Below are 12,698 nucleotides of genomic sequence, written 5' to 3'. Positions count from 1 at the left end.
TCAAATTTCTTTTGTCTAAAAAGAATACTATAATTCAATCACTACTGTTGAATAAGTAATCTCAACCATAATACGGTCAGTTCAGTAATGTTATAAATTGTTTACCATTTTATTTCACAAAAATGATACGTTCTTATCGGTATCAGAATCAGTTCAAATTAACACTATTAGTTAGTAGCTGCAATTGATTCAAAGTAGTTTAGATTTTTATCGAAAATGCATTGATTCAAAAAGGAAGGGAGTATTTCGTTCATTTGTATCTAAATACTCCTTAATTTAATTCTGCCAAATTATGGTCAGACTAGCAGTATATTAATTGGTAACAAGTACTTACACACAAAATACCAAGCAAGAATATAATGGATTAAGGTTTTATATGTTCTGTAAAATAGTCTTAATAATTAGTATCTTAACTTATAGTTCCTCAGTGATAGCCAACACCAACGATTTTGATAATGCAGTTAAAGCCGATCAACTGTTAAAAGAGAGTATAGAAGCTAAAAAGTTTCAGAATTACGACCTTTCATTGTCAAAATTGCAACTTGCCTATGAACTATCACCAACTAATTCTGATATTTTGGTCCAATTGGGCTTCAATTATTATGCTTTAGGCAAATTAGATCAAGCCAAACAATCATTTCAAGACGCTTTATCCATTACGCCTGATTATATTGATGCACAATATGGCCTGGTTAGCGTTATTCTAGCGCAAAATCCTGATGACCCTAACAAAGCGGAAAAACTGCTCAATCAATATTTAGAGCAATCACCTAACGATATTCAGTTATTAACAATTAGCAAAAGTATCGAAGCTGTAAAAAATTCTATACACAATTGGGAGTTTAATTTAGGTGGTACTCATAGCCATTTATCAAAATCTTACGCTGATTGGAACGAAATGGAGATGGCTCTATCTTATAAATTATCCAAAACAGATACCATTACGGGTTACTTCGCACAATCCCATCGTTTTCATATGAACGATCAAAAGTATGGAGGGACACTATGGCATACGTTCAACAATAAAGCGTATGGTTATTTAACAGGATTTGTCTCTTCCTCAAATAAATTATTTGCTAAATACACATTGATAAATGGAATCGATTACACCTTATTTAATTCGATAAATGATGATGTTAACTCTTTTCATGTTACTTTAGATTTGAAGCTTGATCATTACAATGATGGCAACATAAAAAGTATTGATCCAGGTATAACTCAATATTTTTTTGGTGAACGACTTTCTTTATCTGGAAAATGGAATAATACCTTTGATCAAGATAATAAACATATGAGTGGTTTTTTAGTTAAAATAGCCGCTTCTCCTACGGAAAAACTCCGCTTATTTGCAGGCTATTCCAATTCCCAAGAAACATCAGATCGATCAAGCAATTTGACTCGTTCGTTAATTAAAGTAACTGCTCGTTTTGTTGGCCTCTCTTATGATATTACTGAAATTGTTACCTTAAACCTCAACTATACTGACGAAGATCGTAAAGAAACGACCCATAACCGTAAATTATATAACAAAAAAACTTTAGGCTGCGGAATAAAATGGATATTTTAATACGTTACATCAATATTTATAATGGTAGTTTGGTGCTGTTGGGTTGCATTGTGATAATCATAACATCAATAATTTACTGTAAAAGAAGAAAACAACGCCGTCACTATAACAAATTAAAATTAACCTTAATCACCGCTTACAACAAAAGTATTAAACAAAATAATCATATTATTTTTAAAAATACCGTTGATAAAACATTATCGTCAGGTTCACTTATACTTATTGTCTCTTTTTTTGCCAAAAGACAGCGCTATGAATTGCAAAAATTTCTTCCTTTTTTTGCGGAAGAAACGTTCCAAAAAAAATTACGTTTACTTTTACTAAAAGGAACGGTTCAACAACGTATTGAAGCTGCCAATATGTTGTCTTATTATCCATGCCAAAAATCATTTAGTGCATTAGAAAGAGCTTGTTTAGATCGTCGTCAAGAAGTCGCTATCGCTGCAGCATTAAGCTTAGTGGTCAGTGATCCTAATGTATCATTAGTTGAACTCATTACTAAACTGTTTAATTCCATACCACAAAAAGGATTATTTTGTTTTCTCCGCCTTATTCCATCGTATAACTTATTACAATTTGAATCTCAAGTCATTGATGAAGAATCAAGAAATTTTGATGGTACGCTACAAACCATGTTAAGGGAAATTTCCAATAACTACATCACTCCTTACGTTATGTTTGCCAGAGAAGATCAACGAGATTACATGCAACAATTATTTGAAACATTACTCAGTTTGCAATGTAAAGCATCAGGAATAATTCACAGTTGTTACATTTTAAATTTTATTAATGAACTTTGTTATCAAGAAAAAATATGCAGTATTCAGGAACTCATAACAAATAATTTTAATTTTGATACTAAATTATTTGTTTATTGGGCTGATAGCAATAATGGTATTTATAAAAATCAGGTATGGGCAACATTATGAGTAGTTATCTACACGATGCTTTAATTTCTACACTGCAAGTAACAGTTTATTTTATTATGTTTATTGGATTGTTACAAATTTTCATTTACTTTATACAACTTATCATAGCGTTATATGTATTTTTTGATAATCCGCACAAAGAAAGAAAAATACAAAGCATACAAAAAAATGACGGTATGTTGCATCCAATTACGATTATTATGCCCGCTTATAATGAAAGTATTACCATAATTGAAAGTATAAAGTCCATCCTTGCATCCGATTATCCCAATGCAGATGTAATAGTAGTCAATGATGGATCAACCGACGATACTTTTGAGTTAATTAATCAATTTTTCAACTTAGAAAGAACATTACACAATCTCAATACTAATAATCCCAATCTACTTTCGCACGCTAAAATAAAAGGGGTTTATATTTCTCGCAAAGATAGTCGGTTACGCGTTATCGATAAAGTGAATGGTGGCAAGGCTGATGCACATAATGCCGCGATTAATTTAAGCCGTTCACCCATTATTTGCCTTTTAGATGCGGATTCAATTTTAGCACCTGATGCCCTTACAAATGCTATGGTTCCCTTTATTGATGATCCGAAAACCATCGCAGTTGGAGGAACTGTACGTGTTGCTAATAGTTGTTTGATCAAAAATGGTTTAGTGAAAAAAATTAACTTATCTCAAAAATACATTGTTCTATTACAGATAATTGAATATATGCGATCTTTTTTAATGGCAAAAGTTGCATGGAATCATATTAGTGCATTACCAATTATATCCGGTGCTTTTGGCTTATTTCGTCGGGATTTTGCTATTCGTATTGGCGGTTTTTCTGTTGGTTCGGTAGGTGAAGACTATGACTTTACGGTAAAATTACATAAATACATTTATGATTCAAAGGTGGATTATAAAATTAAATATGTACCTACTGCCATTTGTTGGACACAGGTACCTGAAAAATGGAGAGTTTTACAAAATCAGCGTATTCGCTGGCATATTGGCGCTTTGCAAACATTTTTTCATTTCCAAAACTTAATTTTTAATATAAAATACAGTAGGGTAAGTTTTTTAATTTTACCTTTTTCAATACTGACCGATATTATCGGACCGTTGTCTGAGCTCTTAGGTTACGTGCTATTGCCGCTTTTTTGGTATCTTCAGATTGTAAACGGTAATATAATATTGTCCTACTTTTTGTTAGTCATTTGTTACAATATATTTATTAGTTCTGTCGCCATTTCTATTGATGGATTATTACTTAAAGGATTAGATAAAGTAAAATATTTGATGTCCCTTTTTTTAATCTCTTTTCTGGAAAATTTCGGTTATCGACAAATTTGTTTGTATTGGAAAATCAGAGGGTTTCTTCGATTAAAGAAAGGTAAAATTACTTGGGGAAAAATGGAAAGGGTCAAATTTGACAAATAATGCCGCTACAATACGATTTATCTTATTATTTATCATAGCTTTTATGATTCATTCTTCTTTTGCTGCTGATCGTTTTGTAGGTACAACTCAAAACGGTACTTATAACGCTTTATGGATGCAAGCAAATGATGATTTGCATCCGTGTGAGAAAAAAACGATTTTTAGTGAAACTAAAAACGGAATATTAAACTCAGTTTCCTCTAAACAAGAACAAAATTTCGATAACGTATTATCTGGTTATAATAACGACAGTGTAATTAAACCAACCAATATGGATGAAACGCCCGATTTGATACAAACTGACGATGATCTCTTTGACAATCAAACAGTAAATACCCAACTTCCCGTGACCAATGAGGAAATAATTACAAAAAAATTAATCAATCTTGGAATGTGGAACTGGGAAACTCGTACTTGGGATACTTCTCCCGAACAGTTTATCAACCAAATAAGAGCAAAAGGCATCAATCAAATCTATCTACAACTAGCAATTGAAAATGAAAACATAAAATATAAAGAACAATTAAATCAATTGCTCGATATTGCCTATGAAAATCAGATAAAAATTATTGCAGTTGAAGGCTCACCGGATATGGTCATTGATTCAGGATTAAGAAATGCTATTGAACGCAATAAAATCATTAAACAGTTTTGTTCTATGCGTGAAGACAAACCCTGTCTTGCAGGTATTCAATATGACATCGAACCTTATGTGTTAGATGACTACAATCAAGATCCCGATTATATTTGGAAACTTTGGCATAATGCCATAAAAATGCTCAGTCAGTCATGGGGCGATAAAATCGAGATTGTTATCCCTTTTTGGTTACTTTATATCGACAATGGTGAACAAATCGTACAGAGTATTCAATCCTACATTTCAAGATATACTATTATGGCTTATCGTACCGATTATACTCAAATCTATAATATAAGTGCGAAATGGTTAATATGGGGAGATGAAAACGAACAAAAAATCATGATTGCGCTTGAAAATAGCCTACTTGATGATGGAGTTGAGAATTTTTACATTCCAATTTTGACCAGTGACGAGCTAGAAAAAGCCGAATTTAATGATAAAGAGTTTATTTTACTCAATAAAGATAAACTGCATATCGATAGTAACACTTATACTTACTCCTCGCCATTGTCGCCTAGAGCAGGAAGTAGAGACATCAGTTTTATGGGGGACGAAGATAAATTATTTCAAACGGTAGATTTACTGGGAAATGACTTAACTCAATGGAATTCTTTTGACGGCATCGCCTTACATGGTCTTGCTTTATAAATTATAATGTCTTTTAAGTAAAGCATAAGAGCTGGTAAACCAGCTCTTTAATTATCAATAGATTTTCATTTATTCATATAAAAAAATGATCAATGTTCGCGTGTCTTTCTAAATTCAACATCAGGATAACGCTCTTGTGTTAAATTCAGATTTACCATACTTGGTGCAATATAAGATAGATTATCACCACCATCTAACGCTAAATTTTGCTCACATTTGCGTTTAAACTCTTCAAGTTTTTTCACATCGCTGCACTCAACCCAACGCGCTGTAGTGACATTAACCGGCTCATAAATTGCCTCAACATTATATTCCGATTTCAATCGTGCAACTACCACATCAAACTGAAGTACCCCAACAGCACCGACAATTAAATCATTATTGGTGATGGGACGAAATACTTGCACAGCACCCTCTTCGGATAACTGAACCAGTCCTTTTAATAACTGTTTTTGTTTAAGTGGATCTTTTAAACGAATCCGTCGGAACAATTCTGGTGCAAAGTTAGGAATGCCAGTAAATTTAAAATTTTCACCTTGGGTAAAAGTATCACCAATTTGAATTGTGCCATGATTGTGCAGACCGATAATATCGCCAGCGTAAGCTTCTTCAACATGCTCACGATCACCGGCCATAAAAGTTAACGCATCAGAAATATTCACATCTTTATTTAAACGAACATGACGCAACTTCATTCCTTTTTCGTATTTACCTGATACAATGCGCATAAATGCCACGCGGTCACGATGTTTCGGATCCATATTAGCTTGGATTTTAAATACAAAACCACTGAACTTTTCTTCTGATGATGCAACTTCTCGTTTATCAGTTTGCCGTGGTTGGGGTGTCGGTGCCCAAACCGTTAAACCATCAAGCATATGATCGACACCAAAATTACCTAATGCGGTACCAAAAAAGACTGGGGTTAAATCGCCTGACAAAAAAGCCTCTAAATCAAATTCGTTTGATGCACCTTGTACCAATTCTAACTCTTCACGCAGTTGCTGGGCTAAATCTTCACCTACAGCAGTATCTAAATCAGGATTTGTTAGACCTTTAATAATTCGAACTTCTTGAATGGTATGACCTTTGCCTGATTGGTAAAGATACGTTTCATCCTTAGCTAAATGATATACACCTTTAAATAACTTACCGCAACCAATTGGCCAAGTGATTGGAGCACACATAATATTAAGTTCATTTTCAACTTCATCAAGCAGTTCCATTGGATCACGAATGTCACGGTCAAGCTTATTCATAAATGTTAATATTGGCGTTGTACGTAAACGGGTTACTTCCATTAATTTACGAGTACGATCCTCGACCCCTTTAGCCGCATCAATGACCATCAGGCAGCTATCTACCGCAGTTAAAGTACGATAAGTATCTTCTGAGAAATCTTCATGTCCAGGAGTATCTAGTAAGTTAACTAAGCAATTGTTATAAGGAAACTGCATAACCGATGTAGTGATCGAAATACCACGCTGTTTTTCCATCTCCATCCAGTCTGATTTGGCATGTTGAGCATTCGCTCCACGACCTTTAACGGTACCCGCTGTTTGAATTGCTTGCCCAAATAAAAGCACTTTTTCAGTAATGGTTGTTTTACCCGCATCTGGATGCGAGATGATAGCAAAAGTGCGACGTGCATTCACCTCATCTAAATAAGCTTGTTCTGTCATAAAATTAACTGTCTTAATCCATACAAAATAGTCGTATATTTTAACAGGTATCTGACTGTTTTGCCATTGATGTTATAACTGATGCTATTTGCCTTATTTGTTTATCTATGCATAATGTTTACATTCAATATTGTTAGCTGATGTTTGTCTTTTTGACAAGAAGTTTCAGGTTACACTAACGTTTCAGTATAAAAATGGAACTTGTTATGAATATCCGTGATCTAAAGTTGTACTTACATTTATGCGAAACGTGTCATTTTGGTATGACAGCTGATGCCATGCACGTAAGTCCGTCAACGTTATCAAGACAGATCCAACGCATGGAAGAACATTTTGGTTATACCTTATTTATTCGTGATAATCGCCAAGTACAAATTACTCCTGAAGGTGAAAAAATAAAACGTTTTGCTCAACAAGTTGTGAACCTACATCAACAAGTAAAGCAAGATTTGGATCAATCCGATCAACAATTAGCAGGTGAACTGACCCTTTTTTGTTCGGTTACCGCGGCTTATAGTCATTTACCTGAAATCCTTGATAGATTTCGTATTCATTATCCTCAAGTTGAAATTAAGCTTTCTACTGGCGATGCAGCGGATGCCGTTGAAAAAGTTCAATCGAATCTTGCGGATTTAGCTATTGCAGGTAAACCCAAACAATTACCTGCTGGGGTTGAATTTTTAAAGCTTGGTGAAATTGAAATGGTTCTATTGATACCAAAACTTAACAGTACCTTTAGTGATAAACTGCATCAAAAACAACCTGATTGGGATAATATCCCTTTTATTTTACCTGAACACGGACCAAGCCGACACAGAATTGATCTTTGGTTTAAACAACAAAAAATCAGCAGCCCGAAAATTTATGCTACTGTTGCTGGACATGAAGCAATCGTATCAATGGTTGCATTAGGGTGTGGCGTAGCGTTGTTACCGAAAGTAGTTATGGAAAACAGTCCTGAACGAATCCGAGAGCGAATAACCGAATGGTCAACTAATTTAATGGAACCATTTGATGTGGGTATTTGTGTCCAAAAAAGACGATTGTCTGAAAGGATCATTGCAGCTTTTTGGACACTTTGCGTTCTTAAATCTACCCAATAATCAAAAAAATAAAATATAATATTCATTCATCGTTCAAAAAATAAAGATAATATTATTTATAACAACCTAAAAAATATCAGGATAGTCCTATCTAAAATAATTTGGTTGTTAAGAAAGGAAATACTTGCAATGAGAATTAAAAATATAAAAATAAAAGCATTGGTATCGTTAATGTGTTTTACCTCCGCTATCCTTCCTTTTGCAGTTCAAGCTAAAAGTGATCTACGATTAAGTATATCTCGTGAAGAGATGAATCTCATCCAATATCCGGCTGGGATAACAATAGAAAGTTCTACTTACTATGACGGGGATAGCGATGACTTAGTAACAGCAGGTTTGGGATTCACGCCTTTATCAACAATCGTGATTAAACCGACAGTAGCTCATCCTGCTCAACCTACCCTACAAGAACTCAGACAATTAAAATTAAATCGTTTTATTGATATCAAAACTGGAGAAGGGTCACTTTTTGGTTTTCAAAGAAAAAATCTTACCCAATTATTTGATGGTAAAATAGCAGGTACTGAAATATTAGCCACCTATAAAAATAATGAAGAAAGTGTAGGGCTATTAGTACAAATCCCATTGGATTTTGATAAAAATAAACCGTGTATTGTTGCCGTACCATCAACAAATTCAGATGGTTTATTCAATGCATATGATATACAAATTCGGGGATTATGGGGCCTTCGTCATAACTGTGCCGTCGTTTATAATGATAAAGGGTTGGGTAATGGTATTTATGATATAACGCATCAACGGGGATTTGCGATTAATGGCAAAGTGCAAACAAATAACTTATTATTTAAACCTAATATCGAAAATCGAAAGCACTATGTAAAAACCTACCCTAACCGCTATGCAATAAAACAACTGCACTCAAAACAAAACTCCGAAGAACGTTGGGGGGAATTTGTTTTAAAATCCATTGAATTTGCTTTTTACCAAATCAACTCTCACTATTCCCCTACTAAAAAGGTGATATTCGATAAAGACAATACGTTAGTATTAGTTTATGGCGCAACTGATGGCGGAGGAGCCGCTCTAAAAGCTGGAGAGTTAGACAAAAATAATACAATAAAAGGTATTGTGGCAGTTAATCCTCAAATCTCACCTTACTCTGAAACGATACCTGTAAACGTTAAAGTTGGTGAAAAACCATCTGCAAGAATTGAATATCTTTCAATAGCGGAATATAGTACTTATGCATCACTGTATATACCTTGTGCTGTTCCAGCAATAATCAGTGAAAATAAAGATATGAATATACCTTTTGCTGATAATTACACTTATGCGAAAAATCGTTGTAATGCCTTAAAAAAAGCACAATTACTCATTTATGGAACCCCTAAAGAAGCGCTTGAAAAACTGCGTCAATATGGCTGGACACCAGAAATGGAGAGACAACTTCCCTATTATTATTATAAAGAAACAATAGGGCTACCTTATCAATATATTAGCGCCTATGGTCATTTTGACGTTACCGAAAGAATGTGTGATTATTCGGTTGCAAGCACCCAAAAAAATCCACTTCTTTATACAGGTAAAGTTGAACCTTTATCAGAAACAGATTTCCAGCAACTTTGGGGATGGGCAGATGGACATCTACCAATATGGCTAGGAAATGAATCAACCCTATTAGCACTCGTCAACAATGAAGACATTCATTCGCCAAGACGAGATTTCTATTCAAGTTCTGATAATAAAAATGAAATTGACTACAACAGTAAAGGGGCAATTTGTTTGTATGAAAAATTAAAAGATCCTAGAGTTGTTTTCGGTATGAAACAAGTTGTCGCCTCAGCCAATTTAAATGGAATCAAAACATTTATTATCCATGGTCGTAACAATGTAAAACAGCTACCGGATTATACATCTCGTGCTTACGTGGCCTTAAACAGTCAAGTAGAAGGCATCAATTCACAATTACGTTACATTGAAGTAGAAAATAGTAGTTATTTAGAAGGCAAACCGCCATTTGATAATTCACTTGTCTCAATTGACTATTATGGAGAGGATGCAATGGAGTGGTTGTGGGCAAATTTAACCAATAAGGCAACATTACCTGACAGTCAGGTAATTCATGCTATGCCCCGTGTAGGAAAAATTGCATTCACGCCCGATGCCACTGCCCAAAATTTAGTACCTATATTACAAACGCCTAACAGTAACGATATAATCAAGAAAGAAAATGGGGAATTGATTATTCCTAATTAATAAGTAAATGATCTTTTTAACTATCGGCTTAAGTGTCACATCTAGCTTAATCCCGATAGTTAAAATCTTCATAAAGTAAATTTGGATGAGATAACGGCTGTACCTATTTTAGGATACAAAACTGCAAATAATGCTTCCAGCTCAGAATAATTTTGCCGAATATCAATAATGTTCTCTTTTAATAAACAGAGTTTTGGTCTTCTCTTTGCCATTCCACTTAATACTTTTTCAACAAAATCAATTGAGGCATAGTTTTCTAGCCATTTACCTTGCCACATGGCTTGCATAAAACCTTGATAATCAATAGGATATTTCCTAATGAACGGTTGGATTTGTTGTTTAGTATATTGATTAAATTCACCAACACTTTCCATAACCCCAAAAGTCAACCACTGTTTGGATAAAAAGTGATCCCACACAATATCCAATGCAATTGGCGCCACCCGTCGATGGGGTTGGCGAAACAATAATTTCGCTTGCTTCACTTCTGGCAAACTATCGGTCATACAATCGATTTTGCGATGTAACATAATTCCATCAGCCACATCGTTAGCATAAGTTAAATAAGGATCACCCTTAACAAAATCCGCTACCGTATTACCAATTAATGAACTATTTACTAGAAAAGCTAAATGTAGATGCGCTAAAATATTCATGAATTCAGATAAGATTGACTAGTCACGATGCTTAAACTCACCTTCAGCAAATCCTTCACGCCAATAGCTTGTGATATGAATTGCTTCAGGTGCAAGCTGAGTATATTTATCTTTCAATGCTCGTCGTAATTGCTGCGCTAATGAACTTTCCATTCCACCCCAAAACATAAGTTTATCTTGTTCGGCAAATTCAGCATTGATCACTGCATCAACCAATTGATTGGATTTTTCCTTATCTTGAATTAACCATCTGACTTGCACATGTTCATTATTGGGTAGTTCAATAACATCCATAGCATGATTAGCTTCAATAAAGGCATAAACTTTTTGGTTTTCCGGTAAATGTTCAAGCGTATAACAGATTGCTGGCATACCTGAAATATCACCCATCAAAACCAAACAATTATTTGTAAACGAAAGCTTACCCACAGAACCGACCAAGCCAATCTGATCGCCAACTTTAGCTTGTCTTGACCAAACAGAAGCCAAACCACCTTCATGAATTGCAAAATCAACAAATAACTGATTTGTCATAGCATCAAACTTACGTATACTATAACTGCGAGCCAGTTGACGGACTTTATCACTCACCATAATCTTATTGTCTTCGCTCAGTTCAGGAAATAAAATTTTGCCCGTGCTAGGCTCAGGAAATAATAATTTAATATGAGGACAAATCCAAGCTGAATCAACACTTAACGGTTTATTACAACTAAACTGTACACGTATAAAGCTGGGTGAAATCTTCTCAACGTTTAATACGCTTAACAGTGCATTAATAATGAACTTTTTTGATTTTTGGTGTTTATCTGCCATGACTTAAATCCTTATATTTTTTACGGGTATTGGTGCTTTTGCACATTGAATTATCATACAACAAAAAATTAAAAAAAACGCTACTTTTCAGTCTAAATATTAAACACCTTGTTACCCGTAAATTTAATGGAATTGAACTCACCAAGCAATATTAAAAATTTTATCTAATTTAGAAAACCTTGAAAAGGCCATTAATAGGTTAATGAACCAAATGCGCAACACCAATCTTGATTAAACTTAGCCACTGCCGCATCGACTGCTGGATCGGAGATAAATAATTCTGCTACATCAACAGGTAAGGTAATGGCTTTACAACCCGCTAACATACAGTCTAAAGCTTGTCTTGGCGTTCTAAAACTTGCTGCTATCACTATGGATTCAGGGCAATGCAAATCAAACAATTGTTGTAACTCTAAAATTGTATCTTTACTGTTTCCACCTTGTGCATCTATGCGATTTATATAAGGAGCTATGTATTTCGCGCCTGCAAGTGCTCCCAAAAATCCTTGTCCAGCACCATAAACCGCTGTTCCTAAAGTTACAATACCTTGTTGAGATAATTCCTTAATAGCCAATAAACCTTGTTCATTAACGGGAATTTTCGTCACAATCGATGGTATTGCCTTGTTAAGTTGTTCGGCCTCTTTAATCATGCCTTTCGCATCACTGGCTAGTACTTGTGCAAATAACACCTTATCTGAACCCAGTATATCTTGCAGTTCTTCTAACAAAGCAAAAATGGGTTTACCTGACCTTGCCACAATAGTGGGGTTGGTTGTTACCCCATTAATTGGCAATACTGGTGCCAAACGCTCAATTGCCAAAATATCGGCAGTATCTAAATACAGTTCCATAGTGAACTCCTGGTTTAAATAATCAATCACACATAAAAAGTAAAACATAAATAATAGTGTGATAGTAAGAAATATCGAATTGAAAACCTAGAAGACAAATTTGCCATTTACTGAATATTTGTATGCTGTATGTAAAAATGAGAGTGTGATCACATAGTTACC

At 34.5% G+C, this 12,698-nt stretch carries 10 protein-coding genes; 6 read left to right on the top strand and 4 right to left on the bottom strand.

Translation table 11 applies throughout. The features are described from left to right. Nucleotides 1-376: 376 nt before the first annotated feature. The 4 genes from J4T76_RS09085 to J4T76_RS09070 are packed head-to-tail and all read left to right on the top strand — an operon-like array spanning nucleotide 377 to nucleotide 5,208. On the top strand, nucleotides 377-1,567 hold the full coding sequence (locus J4T76_RS09085; protein WP_267341929.1) for a YaiO family outer membrane beta-barrel protein: 1,191 nt from the start codon (nucleotides 377-379) through the stop codon (nucleotides 1,565-1,567). After that, nucleotides 1,555-2,496: a hypothetical protein gene (locus tag J4T76_RS09080; RefSeq protein ID WP_267341930.1), complete on the top strand. Its 942-nt coding sequence runs from the start codon at nucleotides 1,555-1,557 to the stop codon at nucleotides 2,494-2,496. Before J4T76_RS09085 ends, J4T76_RS09080 begins: the two co-directional genes overlap by 13 nt. Beyond that, nucleotides 2,493-3,920 (top strand): glycosyltransferase family 2 protein, encoded by a 1,428-nt coding sequence (locus tag J4T76_RS09075; RefSeq protein ID WP_267341931.1) that lies wholly within the window; start codon nucleotides 2,493-2,495, stop codon nucleotides 3,918-3,920. Before J4T76_RS09080 ends, J4T76_RS09075 begins: the two co-directional genes overlap by 4 nt. Beyond that, nucleotides 3,910-5,208 carry a hypothetical protein gene (locus J4T76_RS09070; RefSeq protein ID WP_267341932.1) on the top strand — a complete coding sequence of 433 codons (1,299 nt, stop codon included), beginning with the start codon at nucleotides 3,910-3,912 and terminating at the stop codon, nucleotides 5,206-5,208. Before J4T76_RS09075 ends, J4T76_RS09070 begins: the two co-directional genes overlap by 11 nt. A gap of 89 nt (nucleotides 5,209-5,297) precedes the next feature. Here the strand turns inward: J4T76_RS09070 and prfC are convergent, their stop codons facing one another. Beyond that, on the bottom strand, nucleotides 5,298-6,890 hold the full coding sequence (prfC, locus tag J4T76_RS09065) for a peptide chain release factor 3 (protein ID WP_267346225.1): 1,593 nt from the start codon (nucleotides 6,888-6,890) through the stop codon (nucleotides 5,298-5,300). A 206-nt stretch (nucleotides 6,891-7,096) separates the two neighbouring features. Between prfC and ilvY the strand changes: the two genes are divergently transcribed. Then, nucleotides 7,097-7,993: an HTH-type transcriptional activator IlvY gene (ilvY, locus tag J4T76_RS09060; protein ID WP_267341934.1), complete on the top strand. Its 897-nt coding sequence runs from the start codon at nucleotides 7,097-7,099 to the stop codon at nucleotides 7,991-7,993. Nucleotides 7,994-8,122: 129 nt separating this feature from the next. After that, nucleotides 8,123-10,210, top strand: a complete 2,088-nt coding sequence (locus J4T76_RS09055) for a 3-hydroxybutyrate oligomer hydrolase family protein (RefSeq protein WP_267356167.1) — start codon at nucleotides 8,123-8,125, stop codon at nucleotides 10,208-10,210. 68 nt (nucleotides 10,211-10,278) lie between these two features. Here the strand turns inward: J4T76_RS09055 and J4T76_RS09050 are convergent, their stop codons facing one another. The 3 genes from J4T76_RS09050 to fsa form a co-directional block, all read right to left on the bottom strand. Then, a complete protein-coding gene (locus tag J4T76_RS09050; RefSeq protein WP_267341936.1) occupies nucleotides 10,279-10,866 on the bottom strand; it encodes an acyl carrier protein phosphodiesterase in 588 nt (195 codons plus the stop codon). An 18-nt stretch (nucleotides 10,867-10,884) separates the two neighbouring features. Next, nucleotides 10,885-11,682, bottom strand: coding sequence for a siderophore-interacting protein (locus J4T76_RS09045; protein WP_267341937.1), 798 nt, complete (start codon nucleotides 11,680-11,682; stop codon nucleotides 10,885-10,887). 191 nt (nucleotides 11,683-11,873) lie between these two features. Further along, on the bottom strand, nucleotides 11,874-12,536 hold the full coding sequence (gene fsa, locus J4T76_RS09040) for a fructose-6-phosphate aldolase (protein WP_267341938.1): 663 nt from the start codon (nucleotides 12,534-12,536) through the stop codon (nucleotides 11,874-11,876). Nucleotides 12,537-12,698: the final 162 nt, after the last annotated feature.

Source organism: Gilliamella sp. B3022, from assembly GCF_028751545.1.
Classification (GTDB): Bacteria; Pseudomonadota; Gammaproteobacteria; order Enterobacterales; family Orbaceae; genus Gilliamella.
The sequence above is the reverse complement of the archived record's forward strand: the minus strand, read 5'-3'. Positions and strand labels throughout refer to the sequence as shown.

Bases quoted from the DNA above. Each gene is read 5' to 3' on its own strand.
- J4T76_RS09075 (WP_267341931.1), top strand. From the start codon at position 2,493: ATGAGTAGTTATCTACACGATGCTTTAATTTCTACACTGCAAGTAACA.
- J4T76_RS09080 (WP_267341930.1), top strand. From the start codon at position 1,555: ATGGATATTTTAATACGTTACATCAATATTTATAATGGTAGTTTGGTG.
- fsa (WP_267341938.1), bottom strand. From the start codon at position 12,536: ATGGAACTGTATTTAGATACTGCCGATATTTTGGCAATTGAGCGTTTG.
- J4T76_RS09050 (WP_267341936.1), bottom strand. From the start codon at position 10,866: ATGAATATTTTAGCGCATCTACATTTAGCTTTTCTAGTAAATAGTTCA.
- J4T76_RS09085 (WP_267341929.1), top strand. From the start codon at position 377: ATGTTCTGTAAAATAGTCTTAATAATTAGTATCTTAACTTATAGTTCC.
- ilvY (WP_267341934.1), top strand. From the start codon at position 7,097: ATGAATATCCGTGATCTAAAGTTGTACTTACATTTATGCGAAACGTGT.
- J4T76_RS09055 (WP_267356167.1), top strand. From the start codon at position 8,123: ATGAGAATTAAAAATATAAAAATAAAAGCATTGGTATCGTTAATGTGT.
- prfC (WP_267346225.1), bottom strand. From the start codon at position 6,890: ATGACAGAACAAGCTTATTTAGATGAGGTGAATGCACGTCGCACTTTT.
- J4T76_RS09045 (WP_267341937.1), bottom strand. From the start codon at position 11,682: ATGGCAGATAAACACCAAAAATCAAAAAAGTTCATTATTAATGCACTG.